A 17,589-nucleotide genomic window follows, 5' to 3' on the forward strand; every position below is an offset into this window, starting at 1 on the left:
TATGCTATTTTTCATAGAGTTAGATCAAATCTCCGATCTTTTCAGGGTCTCCCCGATGTTCGCGGCAAGGTGAACGGAACCTGAAGATCACCCACCGTATTCAACTCGTATTTGAGCGTTTGGAATGACGCGATTTTTTCGGATCCCGGCCTAGATTGATCTCGCGGCGCATGGAAGGCGCCTGCGACGGAGACCGACATGGCCTATCTGCTGCGCAAGATCGCGATCATCGGCCTGATCGCCGTGAATTCGCCGGTGCACAGCGGCAAGCCGGCCGACACGGACTTGCCGCAGGCCGTGCGGCAAGCCGCCGAAACCGTCCGGACCGAGACGCGCAACGTTGCAGGCAGCCTGACGGCGGCGCGCGAAGCGGCAGAGATCCTCGCGGGCATGGACCCTGTCCTGCGCGAGCGCATCCTGCACGCGGCGGCGACCGCCATGACCGGGAAACAGCCGCCGCAGCGCTAGGAGCCTCTAATCGCTTGACGCTTCCCCGCAATCGCGGGAAGACGCCGGACATGACGACAAGCCTCGACGATATCGTCGCGAATTTCGAACTGCTCGACGAGTGGGACGATCGCTATCGCTACCTGATCGAACTCGGCAAGAGCCTCGAGCCACTGCCCGAGGAAGACCATATTGACGTCAACAAGGTGCGCGGCTGCGCCAGCCAGGTCTGGCTTGTCGCGCATCGCGAAGGCGGCAGCGGGGCGCAGACCCGGCTCCATTTCGTCGGCGACAGCGACGCCCATATCGTGCGCGGTTTGGTGGCGCTGGCCCTGGCGATCTTCTCCGGGCGGCAAGCCTCCGAAATCCTCGCGACCGACGCCTTCGCCATCTATGAGCGCCTCGGGCTCGCCGCTCATCTCACGCCACAGCGCTCGAACGGCGTGCGCGCCATGATCGACCGGATCAAGCGCGACGCCCAGGCCGCAGCCGCGACCACCTGAGCAGGCTCAGCCGGAGATCGGGAACCCGCTCGGCCGGGCTCCATCCGCCTGCCAGCTCCGCATACCTGCCGGCCGGCCGCGACGATCCAGCCCGTAATGCGTCACCAGCGCGGCGAGTGCGACGCGGAGCACGACCTTGGCCGAGCGTGGCGGCCAGCGGCGCTCCTTCTCGACGAGATCGAGACCCTTGAGGAAGCCGCAGATATCGATCGCGAGGCCCGAGAGCTCCGGCCCCAGCCGGTCGCAGGCGAGCCTGACGCGCTGACGCGCCGCAAGCGCGGCATCGGACGAGCCGGCGACGTCGCGCGGCCCTGCCCCGGCCTGTTCAGGCGTCAGCGCGGCGTCCCAGTTCATGGTCGTGCGCGGAAGCATGCCGGCCAGCGTGATATCGGCGCGAAAGCGCTCGCCCGCGGCGAATTCCTCATCGCTGATCTGAGGCCTGCCATCCTTGCCTGGGCGGCGATACAGCCAGAGCAGCGGGCTTTCGCGATCGTCCATGGCAGGGACCTGCGGCGCGCGCTCCTTGGGCTGCGCCTTCCCCGCGACCGAGGCTTTCAGCGCCGATGAAGCAAGGCCGAGACGGCCGGCTTTCGCATCTTTCGACCAGGCGACGAGCCCCTCGGCCTCCAACGCCTGCACCGTTTCGGCCGCGACATAGCCGGCGCCCAGGCTCGTGCCGTTCACCGTGCGGAAGAGCGCTATCCGACCGCAGCCCAGCGGTGAGACCAAACCATAGCATCCGGCTTCGGCAAGGTGCTTCAGCAGGCGCCCACGTTCATTGCGTTCGATCTCGGCGGTCATCGGCCGGCCTCCGCAGGCTGCGTGCCCAGCTTCGCCATCGTGGCGAGAAGGGCGGCCTCCAGGGCCGTCAAACCGAATTCCAGCCCTGGATCATCGCGACGATCCTCGATCAGTGCGCAGGCGTGGCGGACGGTGGTGCGGTCCCGGCCGAAGCAGATGCCGACGCGGGTCAGGCTGAGGCCGAAGGCAACATGGGCCAGATACATCGCTGTCTGGCGGGCGAGCGCGACCGGCTTCCGGCCCCGGTTCGCCGCACGCAGACCGGCCAGTGGGATGCGGGCCGCGGCCGCCGTGGCCACTTCCGCCAGGCGCGCGCCGGCTGTCGCGTGCAGAGCGGCTTCAGGTTGGCTGCCTTTCATGTTCATGATATGTTCCTATTCACAATTAGCCCGCCCCTAGCGAGGCGTGGTGGATATAGGATTATATTCTTATTTCTCGACTGGCAAGCCCGAAGCCGGCTTTATCCCCGCCTCCGCGGCAAGCACGCACGCACGAAAAAGCCGCCGAGGTCATCGGCGGCTTTTTCTTCAGAGCCCGGCCCCCCAAAGCGCTTCCGCAATTCTTCGAAGCGCGGAAACACTCTTCCGTGGCCTATCGCATAGTCTTCACGCGAACCGGACTCCGCCTCGCCTGAATGCGCTGGCCCAGCGCCGGATGGACCGTTCAGCGGCGCTTGCGGCGCTGCTGGCCGAGGCCCATCTTCTTCGCAAGCTGAGAGCGCGCTTCGGCATAGTTCGGCGCGACCATCGGATAGTCGGGCGGCAGGCCCCACTTCTCGCGATACTGCTCCGGCGACATGTTGTACTGCGTGCGCAGGTGCCGCTTCAGCGACTTGAACTTCTTCCCGTCTTCCAAGCAGATCAGGTAATCGGCCGTGATCGACTTCTTCACGGGAATAGCGGGCTTGGGCGCTTCGACCTGCACCACCGGCGCGGCGCCGCCGATCACGCGGCTCAGGGCCGAGTGAACTTCGCTGATCAGGGCCGGCAGATCGGAGGCAGGCACGGAATTGTTGGAGACGTAGGCGGAAACGATATCCGCCGTCAGCTCAATGAAGTCAGCTCCGTCGTTCTCGGTCATGGCGATGTCTCTTCCTTATCGTTCTTGGTAGCGTTCTGCGCTGATCGTCCATCGCCTCGTATCCGATAGCCTGAATAATACTACCAATAGTGGGTCAAGCACCATCGGCTCAGAATCGGACAACGCGGACTGATCGGGATAAGCGTTTATTCGATACTGTTTAGTTCCGCAAGCCAGCAATCCCAAACAATTGAGCCGTTCAAAGCTCAAGAATTCACCAGCGGGATGCTGCATTGCACTGACCGGGAAAATCAAAGCCGCAGCCGCGTCGATGTCTTGCAAGCTCATCCCGCGGCCTCTACCTGTCGGCCTCCCTCGCCGGAGATCGCCATGCCCAAGGTTCAGGATAGCCCCTCCCCGAGCACGACGCCGCTCGGGCGCAGCCGTGTGCCAAAGCCGCCGCATGCCGAAATCAGGACCACGGAAACGCAGGTCCACGGCGTCACGTTGCGCGACGATTACGGTTGGCTGCGCGCCAACAACTGGAAGGAGGTGCTGCGCGAGCCGGACGTCTTGCCAGCCGATATCCGCAGCTATCTCGAAGCAGAGAATGCCTATTGCAAGGCATTGATGGCGCCGACCCGGGCCTTGCAGAAGGAGCTGGTCAAGGAAATGCGCGGCCGGATCAAGGAAGACGATTCCAGTGTTCCGCAGCCGGACGGGCCGTTCCTATACTATTCCCGCTATCGCAAAGGCGCCGAACATCCGCTGATCTGCCGCAAGCCGCGCGGCATGGCAGGCAAGGCCGGCCGGGCGGGCGAACAAATCATGTTGGATGCTGATGCCCTGGCGGAGGACAAGGATTTCTTCGATCTCGGCGATGCGGAACACAGCCCCGACCATCGCCTCCTGGCCTGGAGTTCGGACGAAGCCGGCTCGGAATTGCATGCGATCCGCGTCAAGGATCTGGAAAGCGGCAGCGACCTGCCCGATCGCGTCGAGGATACCACCGGCGAGATCATCTGGGCCCGCGATTCCCGCTCGTTCTTCTACGTCGCGCTCGATGCAGACCATCGCCCGTCGCGGGTGAAGCGCCACCGCCTCGGCACACCCGCCGAGGCTGACGAATTGCTCCACGACGAAGCCGATGCCGGCATGTTCGTCGATATCGACAAGACCCAGTCCGGCCGTTTCCTGCTGATCTCGATCGGTGATCACGAGACCTCGGAGACGCACATACTCGACCTCGACCGGCCAGAGGCGAAGCCCGTGCTCGTCGCAGCTCGTGAGCCCGGACGCCAGTATAGTCTCGAACATCACGGCGACATCTTCGCAATCCTCACCAATGCGGACGGCGCCGAAGACTTCAAGATCGTCACCGCCCCCATCGACGCGCCCGTGCCGGCGAATTGGCACGACCTGATCGCGCACAAGCCCGGACGCCTGATCCTCGATCATCTCTGCCTGAAGGGGCGCCTGATCCGGCTGGAGCGCGAGGACGGGCTGCCGCGCATCGTCATCCGCAGCCTTGCCGACGGTTCCGAGAGCAGCATCGCCTTCGACGAGGAGGCCTATGGACTCGGCATGGATGCCGGCTACGAATTCGAGACGAATACGCTGCGCTTCATCTATGCCTCGATGGCGCGCCCTGCCGAAACCTATGATTACGACCTCGCCACCAGCGGGCGGACCCTGTTGAAGCGGCAGGAGGTGCCATCAGGCCATGATCCGGCGAAGTATAAGGTCCGCCGGATTTTCGCCACGGCCGCCGACGGCGCACGCGTGCCGATCTCGATCCTGCACCGTGCCGATCTCGCGCTCGACGGCAGCGCACCCTGCCTGCTCTACGGCTACGGCTCCTACGGCTCGGCGATGTCGGCCTCGTTCCGGACGCGGCCGCTCAGCCTGGTCGATCGCGGCTTCGTCTATGCGATCGCCCATGTGCGCGGGGGCACCGAGAAGGGCTGGCGCTGGTATCTCGACGGCAAGCGCGAGAACAAGCGCAATACCTTCACCGATTTCATCGCTGCCGCCGGGGCGCTGACTGACGCCGGCTTCACCCGGCGCGGGCGCATCGTCGCCGAGGGCGGCAGCGCCGGCGGCATGCTGATGGGCGCGGTCGCCAACATGGCGCCGGAACTCTTCGCGGGCATCGTCGCGGAGGTTCCCTTCGTCGATGTGCTCAACACGATCCTCGACGACACCCTGCCGCTGACTCCGCCCGAATGGCCGGAATGGGGCGACCCGATCCGCGACGTGAAGGCCTTCGAGACGATCCGCAGCTATTCGCCCTATGACAATGTCGCGGCGCAGGATTACCCGCCGATTCTCGCCATGGGCGGGTTGACTGATCCGCGCGTGACCTATTGGGAGCCGGCGAAATGGGTCGCACGCTTACGCGCCACCATGACCGGCGGCGGCCCGGTCCTGCTGCACACCAACATGGATGCCGGTCATGCCGGTTCGGCCGGGCGCTTCGACTCGCTGAAGGAAACGGCGCTGGCCTATGCCTTCGCCATCCATACAGTCAGCGAAGGCTGGGGCTGAGCCCCCACGTCATGCCCGGGCTTGACCCGAGCATCTTGGGCCGAAAGAGGCGACGGAGCCTCCATGTCATGAGATTCTCGGGTCAAGCCCGAGAATGACGACATCGTCCGCCTGATCAGCCCCCCAGCCGGCTCTTCTCGCTGGCGAGATAGACCTTCAGCTCGTCCATCGAGGCGAAGCTGTATTCGCCATCGGGCGTGCGGGCACGGATCGAGCCATCGGCATAGATGGTGAAATGCGCGTCGCCGACCTGATAGGCGCCGACGATGCCCTCATCGGAGGCAGGGCGGGCTTCAGGCGCCGCCGGCGCTTCTTCGGCCTGCGCTTCGCTTGCCTCGACATGTGCAGCCGCCTGTTCCGGCTCGCCGCTGGAGGCGCCCATTCCCTCGTCATGGTGCACCGGCTCGACGGCCTCGGGAACTGAAGCCGTCTCGACATCGTCGCTCGCAGGCTCGGCCGGCTCGTCGAAAGCATGGGCTTCCGTCCGCGGCGGCCAGTGGAGTGCCGTTTCCGCGGCAGGCTCCGGCTCCGCAACGGGCGGCGTATCGAGCCAGGGCTCGACACGCGGCGAGGCGCGATCCATCCAGGACTCGGCCGCGGCGAAGGGGTCCGGCTCCTGCGAGAAGGACGGCTCGATGCGGCCGGTCTCGCGTTCCGGTTCGTTCAGGTGGCCGGCGAGGCTCGCGCGCAGGGCGCTGAACTCGTCGAGTTCGGGCTCGTCTGCGGCCGCAGCGGGGGCTTCCACCGTCTCGTCAGGCGTCGCCGGCGGCTCCTCCGCGGCCCACTCGCCGGGATGCGCCGGTTCGTCATGCCGCGGGAAGGTCCATTCCCGTTCAGCGTCCTGCACCTTGGCGGCGACCAGCTCGGCGGGCTTATCGCCCTCCGCTTCCAGTTCGACCGAGGATTTGTTGTCGTCGAACGACGGCGCCGCCGATAACGCCTCGTCGAACATGTCGGGCAGCGGCTCGGCTTCCTCGGGCGAACTCGGTTCGTGCTCCTGCGCCTCCTCGGGCTTGTCCTCGGCGGCAGGTTCCGGCTTATCGAGATGCTGCGTGACGAGCGCGCCGAACAAGTCCCTGTCCCCGGATGCATGCGGTTCCTCGGCCGAAGCCTGGGAGCTTTCGCCTTCGGAAGCTGTCAGAGCATGAGCCACGGCGCCGGCTGCCGCAGCGCCGACAACCGCGCCGAGCACCGCGGGAGCCGCAGAGCCTGGGAAGGACGGGAGATCGGGGCGCGAAGGCATGACCGGCGGGGGCTCCGCCACCGCGGCTGCCGGAACCTGCACTTCGGACCGAAGGCCCAGCGCCTCGGTCAAAGCGCGGCGGGTCGCCCGGACTTCCCTGAGCACCCAGGCGAGCGACAGCATGATCAGGCCTGCGCCGCTCGCGATCGAGCCGATGATGACCTGCGTGAAGCCGCGTTCCAGCACCAGATAGGGCCAGCCGTCGAGGATGGCGTAGGCGCCACCGCCGAACAGGAGCACACCCAGGATGGTAAAAATCGCGATCAATTCGGTATCCTTGGCAGGGCCGCATCGGCGCCGGTCCGAGGCCGGCGTTTGCGTCACTATCTAACGTATTGAATAAGGGAGAGTTTCCAATCCGGACCGCTTAGAGCGAGAAATCTGGCGCGATTGTGGCGGCCTGTCGAGAAGACATATGCTTTTCGCAGCCGGAGCGGTTGTCGACCGACGCGGAGGCGCTTAACTATCGCGGGGAATGGCAGGGCCTCCACGGCTCCGCCTGCCCTGGGCAGGCCATTCTCATTTCAAGCGATTTCACAGCCCGAGGAGAGGCCTCATGTCCTTTACCCTTCCCGATCTTCCCTACGCCCATGATGCGCTCCAGCCCTTCATGTCGAAGGAGACGCTCGAGTACCATCACGACAAGCACCACCTCGCCTATGTGACCAACGGCAACAATGCCATCAAGGGCACGGAGTTCGAGGGCAAGTCGCTGGAGGAGATCGTCAAGGGCTCCTATGGCAAGAACCCCGCCGTCTTCAACAATGCCGGCCAGCACTACAACCACCTCCATTTCTGGAAGTGGATGGAGCCGAATGGCGGCGGCAAGATCCCGGGCGCGCTGGAGAAGGCGATTGTCGACTCATTCGGCTCGGTCGACAAGTTCAAGGAAGACTTCGTCGCCGCCGGCGTCGGCCAGTTCGGCTCGGGCTGGGCCTGGCTCGAGGTCAAGGGCGGCAAGCTCGCCGTCAGCAAGACCCCGAACGGCGAGAGCCCGCTCGTCCATGGCGCGACCCCGATCCTCGGCGTCGACGTCTGGGAGCACTCCTACTACATCGACTACCGCAACCGTCGCCCCGACTATCTCAAGGCTTTCCTCGAGAGCCTAGTGAACTGGGAATACGTGGCCGAGCGCTTCGACGCCGCCAAGTAATCGGCAGATTGCCGGATATGAAAACGGGGCCTCGCGGCCCCGTTTTTTTTATGCCCTTGATTTGCGCCGCGCTCAGGCCGCGACGTTGCGCAGGAACTGGTCCACGGTCGAATCGAGGCGCTGCGCCTGATCGGCAACCTCGCCGGCCGCGCCACGCACCTGCTCGGCCGAGCGGCCGGTTTCCTCGACGCTGTCGGCGAGCACGCTGAGATCGCTCGACACCGAAAGCGCCGAGGTGCTGGCCATGGCGACGCCGCTGGCGATCTCGCCGGTGGCGATAGCCTGCTGCTCGATCGAGGTCGCGACCGAATTCGCGAATTTCTCGATGGCGTTCATGCGCTCGGCGATGTTCTGGATCGCCCCGACCACCTGGCCGGTCGCGCCCTGGATCGCGGCGACCTGCGCCACGATGCGGTCCGTCGCATCGGCCGTCTGCGCCGCCAGCGACTTGACCTCGTTGGCCACGACCGCGAAACCGCGCCCCGCCTCGCCGGCACGCGCTGCCTCGATCGTCGCGTTGAGAGCGAGCAGGTTGGTCTGAGAGGCGATATCGCGGATCAGGTTGACGACCTCGCCGATGGCGCGGGCGGTCTCGTCGAGCGCCTGCACGGAGCCGGCGGTATCGCGCGAAACGGAAGCCGCCTCGACGATCTCGGTGCGGACACGGCGCACCTGGAACTCGACCTCGCGGATGGCCGCGCCCATCTCCTCGGCCGCCTGCGCGGCATTCTCGACATTGCCCGAGGCGCCATGGGCATTGTCGGCGGCGCGTGCGGCGCGCTCGGAGGATTCGGCCGCAACGCGGGCGAGGCCGTCCGAAGCCTCGCGCATGCGCTCGGCGTTGTTCTTGAAGGCTTCGAGCGCCAGACTGACCTCAGTACGGAACGAGGTGATCGCGTGGTCGACGCCCTGCTGGCGCGAACGCCGCTCGATTTCGGCTGCGCTCTGCCTCTCCTCGAGGGTCGCCCGCTCGGCGAGGCGGATCTTGAGGACGCTGAGCGCGCGCGCGATCGCGCCGATCTCGTCGCGCCGGCCGATCGCGTCGATCCGCGTCGAAAGGTTGCCGTCGGAGATGCTGACGATTGCCTTGGTCATGCTGCGCAGCGGCCGCATCGCCCGCGACAGCGAGAACCAGAGCAGCGGGCCAAGCACCAGCAGGATGAGCAGGCCGAGCCCCATGGTCACGAACTGCTCCCAGGCGGCACGCGCCACAAGGCGCGTCTTGTCGAAGCGCAGCGCGACGTAGCCGATCTGCTTCTGCTGGCTGCCGACGCGGACTGCGTGGATCTTCGTCACATAGACATCGTCCTCGATGTCGATCTGGTTGCGCGTCTGCAGCGCCTTCCAGGGCTCTTCGCCGATCTGTTCGGCGAGCCATCGCGGCGTCAGCGACAACCGCGCTTCGACAGTACGCCCGGAGGACGCCAACCCTGCGACATCGTCGGCGACGATGCCGGCATCGAAATCGGGATCGCGCTGCAACGAGGTGAGGATGTATCCCAATGTGCTGTTGTCCCGCGACAGGATCAGCGACGGCGCGGCATTGACCACCATCAGGGTCAGCGCCGTGACCTTCTGGTCGAGATCGGCGCGCGTGCGCGCATCATTGTAGCGGGCGATAGCCATCACGACGAAAACAACGGCGACGGCGACGATCGCCACGGCCGCCGCTGCGATCTGCCGGCTGAGGGAGCCCAGGCCCTGCCCGCCCGGCTGCGCCGCCTCTTTCGCGCCGGCTGCGCGCCTGAACACCTTCATCGAGCCGATCATCTCCGAAACCGGCGCATGCTGCTGCGAAGAGCGGCGCCTCCAACTCGCTGCCAGAATGGCCTATCCCGGTAAACAAATCGCTTGCGGCGTGCCGCCCCTCGATCAGCCTTCCAGCGCGCTGAAACGGCGCAGCGGCAGGTCCGGCGGCGGCGCGAAAGCAGCGATGGCGGCATGCTCGACAGGCCGCGCCGCGACGACCGGGTCGAGGCTCGCCAACTCGTCGTCGATGAAGCCCGGGTGGCACATCACGAGATGGCACGGGCCAGGCTCGATCAGGAAACGCGCGAGATCCTCCGTGAAGTCCCGGCTGGGATCGAAGGGAGCCACGCCGGAAAAGCCGCGATTGACGCGCAGGCCCCGCTTGAGCGCCGCGGCGCGGAAGCCGGTCGCCAGGCCTGCGATGACGAGCGCCTTGCCGACCGCCACGCCCCGCGCGCGAATGGCAGAGAGGCGGTCCGCCGGGTCGCGCACGTAAAGCGTGCCCGCCCGGTAGCGTCGGGCGAGCGTGTCGAGCAGCGCGCGCCGCACGCCCGGCAGCACATGCACATGCTGGTGCCCGTCGACGAAATCCGGGGGGCGCCCGAGCGCATCCTCGAAGGCATCGAGCTGGCGGGCGATCTCCGCCGAAATCTCGGCTCGCACGCCGGGAGAGAGAGCGGCGGCACGCGCAACATCCTTCAGACCCGGCAAGATGCCGCCAGGGGCCAGTCGCGGCATCACCGAGATCGGAGCCGCGCAGGTCAGGTTCAGATGCAGCCCGAGATCGGCCTGGCCCGCGAAGGCCGCAAGCTCCGGCGCCAGACGCCGCCAATGCGGGCGATTGGTCATGGCGCCCGTCGCGGTCAGCTTGCCGCGTCCGAGGAGGTCGAGGATCGCACGGCTGACGCCTCCCGTCATGGCGAAATCATCGGCGCACAGGATGAACCCCTTCGCCATTGCGTTCCTCAGCCTCCATTCGCGCCAAAGCCGCCGTCGCCCGTTTCCGCGATCGTGGCAACCCTTTTGTGGCGCATCTCCGGCTGAGCTTCCCCGTAAAATCACCTTGCTCATGAGCGATTTTCGATGGAACGCACACCACGCTGTGAGGCTGTGGGCTTGTCGGCCGGCGAGCTTTGCGGTTCTGTGCGTCGCGCGCCGCCCCCGAAGCGACGCATCCTCGATGAAAGGTCGTTCGTGTCGGATATCGGGTCCCAGCCGGTTCAACGTGCGCCTCGGGCTTCCCGCTGGCCCGAGCTCTCCATCGTCGTGCCCGTACACAATGAGGCCGCCAATCTGCCCCTGCTCGTCGAAAGGCTGCAGGCCGCGCTCCAGGGGCAGGTCGCCTCCTGGGAGATCGTCTTCGTCGACGACGGCAGCCGCGACGAGACATTGGCCGTGATCCGCAATCTCAACGCGGCCGACCCGCGAATCAGCGCCGTCTCGCTGAGCCGCAATTTCGGCAAGGAGATCGCGATCGCGGCCGGGCTCGACCATGCGCTGGGCGACGCCGTCGTCATCATGGACGCCGACCTCCAGCACCCGCCGGAGACAATTCCCGCGTTTCTCGCGAAATGGCACGAGGGCTACCTCAACGTCTACGGCCAACGGACCGACCGCGCAGGCGAAACCCGGATGAAGCGCGGCTTCGCCAAGCTGTTCTACCGGCTCTTCGGCTATTTCGGCGAAACGCCGCTGCCGGAAGGAGCCGGCGATTTCCGCCTGCTCGATCGCAAGGCCGTCGATGCGCTGCGGGCGCTGCCTGAACGCGCGCGCTTCTCGAAGGGGCTTTATGCCTGGGTCGGCTTCCGCTCGATCGGCGTGCCCTTCCACGTCGCCGATCGCGAGCACGGGCAGTCGAAGTTCAGATACGGCAAGCTGTTCTCCTTCGCCTTCGACGGCCTCTCGTCGTTTTCGACCGTGCCGTTGAAGATCGCGACCTGGTCGGGTGCCGTCATCGCGGTGATCGCGGCCTTCTCGGCGGTCTACTTCCTGCTGCGGACGCTGCTGTTCGGGACCGACCTGCCCGGCTTCCCGTCGCTGATCGTCTCGATCATGTTCTTCTCGGGCATCCAGCTCTTGTCGCTCGGGATGATCGGGGAATATGTCGGGCGCATCTTCGCCGAGGTGAAGCGCCGGCCGCTCTACCTGATCGGCGAGCGCGTCGGCTTCGACGCCCGCACAGTCGACCACCCGCATGGCGACGCCTTGCCGCCGCTGATCCGCTGAAGACCATGACAGGGCGTCATTCCCGGGCTTGACCCGGGAATCTCGTTCAGGAAGAGGCTCAGGCGCCTCAGCGTCCCGAGATGCTCGGGTCAAGCCCGAGCATGACGAGGTTGGAGATGCTCAAGAACATCCTGTCGGTCGGCGGCTACACGCTGATCTCGCGCATCACCGGGTTCGTGCGCGATATCGCGCTCGCGGCCGTGCTCGGCGCCGGCGCGACGATGGACGCCTTCTCGGTCGCGCTGCGCCTGCCCAATCATTTCCGCGCCATTTTCGGCGAGGGCGCCGTCAACCAGGCCTATGTGCCGACCTATGCCCAGATCGCCGAGAAGGACGGGCAGGAGGCGGCCAATCTCTTCGCCGACCGGCTCTTCACCGTCCAACTGATCGTGCAGGTCGTGCTGCTGGCGCTGGCCTTGCCCTTGATGCCGTGGCTGGTGAAGCTGCTGGCGCCGGGCTTCAGCGCCGATCCGGCGGTCTTCGAGCTCGCAGTCGCGCTGACGCGGATCACCTTCCCCTATCTGCTGTTCGTGACCATGGTCACGTTCCTCGGCGCGACGCTCAATGCCGTCGAGCGCTATGCTGCCTTCGCGGCCGCGCCGATCCTGCTCAACGTCTTCATCGTCGCGGCGCTGGCCGTGCCCTTCCTGTTCCCGAGCGCCGCCCATGCCGCCGCCTGGGGCGTCGCGATCTCGGGCGTCGCGCAATGGGGCCTGCTCTATGTCGCGGCCAAGCGGGCTGGCGTTTCAAGCAAGCTGGTGCGCCCGCGGGCGGATGCCGGCGTCCGGCGCTTCCTCAAGATGTTCGGCCCGGCCGTGATCGGATCGGCCGGCGTGCAGATCGCGATTTTCGCCGACACGATCATCGCCTCGCTGCTCCCGCGCGGCGGCTATGCGGCGCTCTATTATGCCGAACGGCTCTACCAGTTGCCGCTCGGGCTGATCGCGATCGCGGTCGGCACCGTCGCGCTTTCGGCGATGAGTCGCGCCATCGCGCGAGGCGACGAGGCCGCCGCCAACCGCGCACAGAACCGCGCCATCGCGATCTCGCTGATCGCCAGCGCGCCTTTCGTCGCAGCCTTCGTGGCCGTGCCGGAACTGATGGTCGCCGGCCTGTTCCAGCGTGGCGCCTTCGATGCGCAGGCGAGCGCGGCGGCGGGCGCCGTGCTCTTCGCCTATGCGCTCGGCCTGCCGGCGATCGTGATGATCCGCGCGCAGGTCTCGGCCTTCCAGGCGCGCGGCGACACCAAGACACCGATGCTGGTCGCGCTTGCGGCGATCGCCTGCAATCTCGCGGTGAAGCTGCTGCTCTGGCGTGACTGGGGTGCGCCGGGCCTGGCGCTGGCGACCGCCGCCGGCGCCTGGATCAACCTCACGACGCTGTTCGTGCTGGCCAAGCGACGCGGCTGGACCGAACCGGACAGGCGCCTGCCGGGTTTCGCGGCCATCGTCTGCGGCGCGGCGGCGATCTGCGGTGCGCTGGCCTGGTGGGGCAAGCCATTGGCGCTCAAGCTCACCGCCGGCCTGCCCTTCGAGCCGCTGCTGATGACGGTGCTGCTGGTGTCGGGCGTCGCTGCCATCGCCTACGCCGTGCTTGCCGGCGGCCTGCTCAAGGCGACGGGGCTGCTCCGGCTGCTGCGATAGAGGACTGGAATCTAGCCGTCATTCTCGGCGCAGCAAAGCGCAGACCCGAGAATCTCAGGCCGAAAGAGGCTCTTGAGCCTCCCCGGCAAGAGATGCTCGGGTCAAGCCCGAGCATGACGGAGAATGTTCTTCAGACGACGAAGCGCCCTGCCCCGCCGAGCAAGGCCGCAGCCTCCGCAACCATGCGCTCGACGATCTCGCCGGCGCTGGGAATATCGGAGATCAAGCCGGCAGCCTCGCCGAAAATGACGGCGGCCTTGTCGGGATCACCGGCCATGAACGCCTCGCGATAGGCGGAGCCCTCGACGGCGATGGCGTCCTTGAGTTCGGTATCGCGGCCGGTCCAGTTGGCGATGAAGGCGTTGTCGGAGACGCGGATATCGAAGGGCTTGGGCCAGTCGAGCTGGCGAGCGATATCCGGCAGCGAAGAGCGCACGGTCTGGTCGCCGGTCGCGGCGACGGCAGCGGCGTGGTGGCGCTCGTGGACCATCGCCTCTCGGCTCGCCCAGAAGCGTGTTCCGGCAAGCACGCCATCGGCGCCGAGCATCAGGGCCGCGGCGAGCCCCCGGCCATCGGCAATGCCGCCGGCAGCGACGAGCAGGGTATCGGGGCTTTCGCGGGCGATCAGATCAGCCGCCTCGGGCACGAAGGGCAGCGTCGCGCGGCTGGCGCCATGCCCGCCGGCTTCAGAACCCTGCGCGACAACGATTGTGGCACCGGCCTCGAGCGCCTGCCGGACATGGGCGAGCGACTGGCACTGGCAAATCAAGGGCACGCCCGCCGCCGCGATCTCGTCGGCAAAGGGGCGCGGGTCGCCGAAGGAGAGCATCAGCGCGGCCGGCTTGTGCGATAGCGCCTGCGTCAGAAGCTCGGGCTTCCTGGCCATCGACCAGGTGATGAAGCCGCAGCCGACCTGCGTGTTGCCGGCTGCGGTGAATTGCTGCTCGATCCAGCCGGCATCGCCATAGCCTCCGCCGATGAGGCCGAGGCCGCCGGCGCGGGTGACCGCCGCAGCCAGCGCCCCGCCGCCTGCCAGCGCCATCGGCGCCGACAGGATGGGGTGAGCGATACCGAGGCGCTCGGTCAATCGCGTGGCGAGGCGCGCCATGGAGCGGGCCTTCCGGCTCAGGCCGCCTTCGGCTTGCTGTGGGCGTAGTCCATGTAGAGCTCGCGGGCGCGGCGGAAGAGCGGGCCGGGCTGGAGCGTGCGGTTGTCGATGCGGGTCACCGGCATGCACTTGGAGTAGTTGCCGGACATGAAGATCTCGTCGGCCTGCTCGAAATCCTCGTAGCGCAGGCTGCATTCCTCGACCGGCACGCCGCTCTCGCGCATCAGCTTGATGACGCGCTGGCGGGTGATGCCGTTCAGGAAGGTGCCGTTCGGAACGGGGGTCTTCACGACGCCGTCCTTGGCGAGGAAGATGTTCGAGGTCGCGGTCTCCGCGACATTGCCCTGCATGTCGAGCACCAGCGCGTTGTCGAAGCCGGCAGCCTTCGCCACCTTCAGCACGCGGGCATTGTTCGGGTAGAGGCAGCCTGCCTTGGCGTCCGTCGGAGCGGTCTCGTAGCTCGGACGGCGGAAGGCGCCCTTGGTCACAGAGAAGCCGGCCGTCGGCTGCGGCATCGCCGCCTCGAACAGGCAGAGCGCGAACTGGGTCGATTCCGGATCGGGCATGATGGTGGACGGGCCGTCCGCCTCGCCCCAGTACATCGGCTTGACGTAAATCGCCGTACCGGGGGCGAATTTCTTGACGCCCTCGAACATCTTCCCGACGATGAAATCCGCCTCGACGGTCGGCTTCAGGCCGAGCGCCGTCGCCGAACGATTGACGCGGGCGGCATGCAGGTCGATGTCCGGCGCGACGCCGTCGAAATAGCGGCCGCCGTCGAAGACCGAAGAGGCCTGCCAGAGCACATGGCTGCGCGGACCGACGATGCCGGGGTTGCCCTCATGCCAGGCCCCATCGAACCAGGTCCACGTCTGAGAATACCATGCCATGACGGCGCTCCATTGTAGGCGGATTTGCTGTGCCCGCACCGTCCTCCCACGCTCGCCCGCCGTCAACATGCCGCGACGCATATCGCGATGACGGGATGTGATGGAAGCAATCGCCCCGCGTGATGGATCAAGGGCTTTCTGAAACTCAGCCCTCATCCTGAGGAGCAGCCACAGGCTGCGTCTCGAAGGATGCTCCAGATGGTTCCGGGGCCTCCTGAAACATCCTTCGAGACGCCGCTGACGCGGCTCCTCAGGATGAGGGCTTCGTTCACAATCTTCCTAGAAGCCGAGCGCGCGCAGGCCCGAGATCGCGGCCATGCCGACGAGCAGCGCCAGGAGCTCGCTGCGCCGCAGGATCATGGTGCCCACAGCAGCCAGCAGCGCGATCGCCGCAGCCCAGCCCAGCCGCTCGATCAGGGGCAGCACCGTTGCCACGACGATCGACCCCGGCAGGGCCGCAAGCCCGCGCCGGACATGTGGCGTCAGCGGGATGATGCTCATCAGCGCCACGCCGGAGATGCGGCAGAGATAGGTCGCGGCCGCCATCGCCGTGATGGCGATGATTGGGCCCCAGATGGCTAGATTCGGTGCGGGCAGCTTTGCCAACAGGCGCCCCAATTGGACGATCAGCATAACGTCCGACGGATCAGGCAGCGTCATCGCGGAACGCTCCCGTGATCGCGCCGGCGAGCGAGCCGACGATGATGAAGGCATAGCCATCGACCAACCGGGCCGTGACTAGCGCGACGAGGCCGGCGACGACCCAGGGCACCATGCCGCGCTTCCCGCGCCAGAGCGGCACGATCATCGCGGCGAAGAAGATCGGCATGACCAGATCGATGCCGTAGCGGCGCGGATCGCTGACGAGTGCGCCCAGCGTGTAGCCGCCCCCCGTTGCGATCACCCAGACCAACCAAAGCCCGAGCCCGGCGCCGACGAGCACGCCGAGATCGCGCCCGCCCTCTGCCTGATAGCGCGTGCCGATCAGCCAGCTGGCATCGGTGAAGAAGAAGAGATGGAAAGCGTTGAGCGTCTTCGGATATTTCGCGAACCAGGGTTGCAGCGAGGCGCCTTGCAGCACCATGCGCGCGTTCACGGTGGCGGTGACGACGGCGATGCCGGCTATGGCGCCCCAGCTCCATTCCGGACGCCAGAGCTCCAGCGAGACGAGCTGCGCGACGCCGGCATAGACGAAGCCGCTCATCAACATGGCTTCGAAGAAGGACAGCCCCTTGGCGGCGGCCGCCGCGCCGAAGGCCACGGCAAAGACCACGATGCCTGGCATCAGCACCGAGACCTTGCGCAAGCCGAGCATCATACCGGCGGCGGTGATCGGTGCTTCCTGGACGGCCGGCGGTGTATTCGGATCGGGTGACATGATCCTTCCAAAAGCGGGAAAGCCTGCGCGAAGGTCAACGCGCGCGAACGGCGCGCCTGCATGAATTCCGCGCAGGGCGCGACAGCCTTCGGCAGGAGCCATGAAAGGCCTCCAGCCTCCCGCAATCGTCATTGCGAGCGAAGCGACGAAGCAATCCAGGAGGACTGGGTGAGCGCTTCGGCCCAGTCCCCCTGGATTGCTTCGTCGCTTCGCTCCTCGCAATGACGGCTCGCGTTTCAGCGCGATCGAAAAACCGCTTACAGATGAGCCATGCACTGGTTTGACGACGCCGATGCCATCGCTCCCGCCCTGCCCGCAATCTGGGTCGTCCGGACGGACGCTAATCCGCGCAACCTGACGGAACGGTCGGCGTTACGGCGCAGCATCGCGCGTCGGATTCTGGCGCGACAGCTCGGCCGTCAGGAAGACGAGATCGTCATCGACCATGACCCGGCCGGGCAGCCGCTGCTCACTCTGCCCGGCACGCCCCATCTCCATCTGTCGCTGGCAACGCGATCAGGCGTCGTCGCCGTCGGCCTGGCTCGATACCCGGTCGGTGTGGATGTCGAGCGCGTCGATGCGCAGGCGGCTGCGCCGCTCGACCTGCTGCATCCGGACGAGCGCCGGCTTCTGGAGGCTGTCGCATTGACTGCTCGCCCTCTCGCCTTCGCCCGCCTCTGGGCCGCGAAGGAAGCCTATGTGAAGGCGCTCGGCACCGGCTTCGCCCGGCCGCCCGAGAGCTTTTGCGTATCGCTGCTGTCCGAGACGCGGTTCGGCGTCCTCGATCCGTTGCGCTCAGCGAAGTCGGACGGCGAGCTGCGCCTCATGAAAAACGGCGGCCAGGATACCCTGGCCGCCGCAGCAATCGTTCTCGGCTGAGA

Annotated in this window: 17 protein-coding genes; 7 read left to right on the forward strand and 10 right to left on the reverse strand. The window is 66.5% G+C overall.

What is annotated here, in order from left to right; translation table 11 throughout:
* The first annotated feature begins 198 nt into the window (after positions 1 to 198).
* Both Q0Q02_RS03380 and Q0Q02_RS03385 read left to right on the forward strand, forming a co-directional pair.
* Entirely contained in the window at positions 199 to 468 is a 270-nt protein-coding gene (locus Q0Q02_RS03380; RefSeq protein ID WP_293806874.1) for a hypothetical protein, read from the forward strand.
* A gap of 50 nt (positions 469 to 518) precedes the next feature.
* The gene (locus Q0Q02_RS03385; protein ID WP_293806876.1) at positions 519 to 950 is read left to right on the forward strand and encodes a SufE family protein; all 432 of its coding nucleotides are present in this window, start codon (positions 519 to 521) and stop codon (positions 948 to 950) included.
* 6 nt (positions 951 to 956) lie between these two features.
* On the opposite strand, the gene Q0Q02_RS03390 is transcribed toward Q0Q02_RS03385, so the two are convergent.
* From Q0Q02_RS03390 to Q0Q02_RS03400, 3 genes are all read right to left on the reverse strand, one after another.
* The gene (locus tag Q0Q02_RS03390; protein ID WP_293806878.1) at positions 957 to 1,751 is read right to left on the reverse strand and encodes a DUF6456 domain-containing protein; all 795 of its coding nucleotides are present in this window, start codon (positions 1,749 to 1,751) and stop codon (positions 957 to 959) included.
* Entirely contained in the window at positions 1,748 to 2,116 is a 369-nt protein-coding gene (locus tag Q0Q02_RS03395; RefSeq protein WP_293806880.1) for a helix-turn-helix domain-containing protein, read from the reverse strand. Before Q0Q02_RS03395 ends, Q0Q02_RS03390 begins: the two co-directional genes overlap by 4 nt.
* 298 nt (positions 2,117 to 2,414) lie before the next feature.
* A complete protein-coding gene (locus tag Q0Q02_RS03400) occupies positions 2,415 to 2,831 on the reverse strand; it encodes a MucR family transcriptional regulator (protein ID WP_265058358.1) in 417 nt (138 codons plus the stop codon).
* 330 nt (positions 2,832 to 3,161) lie between these two features.
* Between Q0Q02_RS03400 and Q0Q02_RS03405 the strand changes: the two genes are divergently transcribed.
* On the forward strand, positions 3,162 to 5,318 hold the full coding sequence (locus Q0Q02_RS03405) for a S9 family peptidase (RefSeq protein WP_293806881.1): 2,157 nt from the start codon (positions 3,162 to 3,164) through the stop codon (positions 5,316 to 5,318).
* Between the two features lie 115 nt (positions 5,319 to 5,433).
* Here the strand turns inward: Q0Q02_RS03405 and Q0Q02_RS03410 are convergent, their stop codons facing one another.
* Positions 5,434 to 6,828, reverse strand: coding sequence for a hypothetical protein (locus Q0Q02_RS03410; protein WP_293806883.1), 1,395 nt, complete (start codon positions 6,826 to 6,828; stop codon positions 5,434 to 5,436).
* Positions 6,829 to 7,117: 289 nt separating this feature from the next.
* Here Q0Q02_RS03410 and Q0Q02_RS03415 point away from each other — a divergent pair, with 289 nt between their 5' ends.
* Positions 7,118 to 7,714, forward strand: coding sequence for a superoxide dismutase (locus Q0Q02_RS03415; RefSeq protein ID WP_293806884.1), 597 nt, complete (start codon positions 7,118 to 7,120; stop codon positions 7,712 to 7,714).
* 72 nt (positions 7,715 to 7,786) lie between these two features.
* On the opposite strand, the gene Q0Q02_RS03420 is transcribed toward Q0Q02_RS03415, so the two are convergent.
* Entirely contained in the window at positions 7,787 to 9,472 is a 1,686-nt protein-coding gene (locus Q0Q02_RS03420) for a HAMP domain-containing methyl-accepting chemotaxis protein (RefSeq protein WP_293806886.1), read from the reverse strand.
* A 114-nt stretch (positions 9,473 to 9,586) separates the two neighbouring features.
* Positions 9,587 to 10,420 (reverse strand): ChbG/HpnK family deacetylase, encoded by an 834-nt coding sequence (locus Q0Q02_RS03425; protein WP_293806887.1) that lies wholly within the window; start codon positions 10,418 to 10,420, stop codon positions 9,587 to 9,589.
* A gap of 246 nt (positions 10,421 to 10,666) precedes the next feature.
* Here Q0Q02_RS03425 and Q0Q02_RS03430 point away from each other — a divergent pair, with 246 nt between their 5' ends.
* On the forward strand, positions 10,667 to 11,689 hold the full coding sequence (locus Q0Q02_RS03430) for a glycosyltransferase family 2 protein (RefSeq protein ID WP_293806993.1): 1,023 nt from the start codon (positions 10,667 to 10,669) through the stop codon (positions 11,687 to 11,689).
* A 116-nt stretch (positions 11,690 to 11,805) separates the two neighbouring features.
* Positions 11,806 to 13,332, forward strand: a complete 1,527-nt coding sequence (murJ, locus tag Q0Q02_RS03435; protein ID WP_293806888.1) for a murein biosynthesis integral membrane protein MurJ — start codon at positions 11,806 to 11,808, stop codon at positions 13,330 to 13,332.
* Between the two features lie 130 nt (positions 13,333 to 13,462).
* Here murJ and Q0Q02_RS03440 read toward each other — a convergent pair whose 3' ends face one another.
* The 4 genes from Q0Q02_RS03440 to Q0Q02_RS03455 form a co-directional block, all read right to left on the reverse strand.
* A complete protein-coding gene (locus Q0Q02_RS03440; RefSeq protein ID WP_293806889.1) occupies positions 13,463 to 14,440 on the reverse strand; it encodes a nitronate monooxygenase in 978 nt (325 codons plus the stop codon).
* A gap of 17 nt (positions 14,441 to 14,457) precedes the next feature.
* Positions 14,458 to 15,330 (reverse strand): branched-chain amino acid aminotransferase, encoded by an 873-nt coding sequence (locus Q0Q02_RS03445; protein WP_293806890.1) that lies wholly within the window; start codon positions 15,328 to 15,330, stop codon positions 14,458 to 14,460.
* Between the two features lie 279 nt (positions 15,331 to 15,609).
* Complete coding sequence (locus Q0Q02_RS03450; RefSeq protein ID WP_293806892.1) at positions 15,610 to 15,990, reverse strand: AzlD family protein; 381 nt, start codon at positions 15,988 to 15,990, stop codon at positions 15,610 to 15,612.
* Positions 15,977 to 16,708, reverse strand: a complete 732-nt coding sequence (locus Q0Q02_RS03455; protein WP_293806893.1) for an AzlC family ABC transporter permease — start codon at positions 16,706 to 16,708, stop codon at positions 15,977 to 15,979. Before Q0Q02_RS03455 ends, Q0Q02_RS03450 begins: the two co-directional genes overlap by 14 nt.
* A gap of 270 nt (positions 16,709 to 16,978) precedes the next feature.
* Here Q0Q02_RS03455 and Q0Q02_RS03460 point away from each other — a divergent pair, with 270 nt between their 5' ends.
* A complete protein-coding gene (locus tag Q0Q02_RS03460) occupies positions 16,979 to 17,587 on the forward strand; it encodes a 4'-phosphopantetheinyl transferase superfamily protein (protein ID WP_293806895.1) in 609 nt (202 codons plus the stop codon).
* Positions 17,588 to 17,589: the final 2 nt, after the last annotated feature.

This window comes from uncultured Allobosea sp. (assembly GCF_945956895.1).
Classification (GTDB): domain Bacteria; phylum Pseudomonadota; class Alphaproteobacteria; order Rhizobiales; family Beijerinckiaceae; genus Allobosea.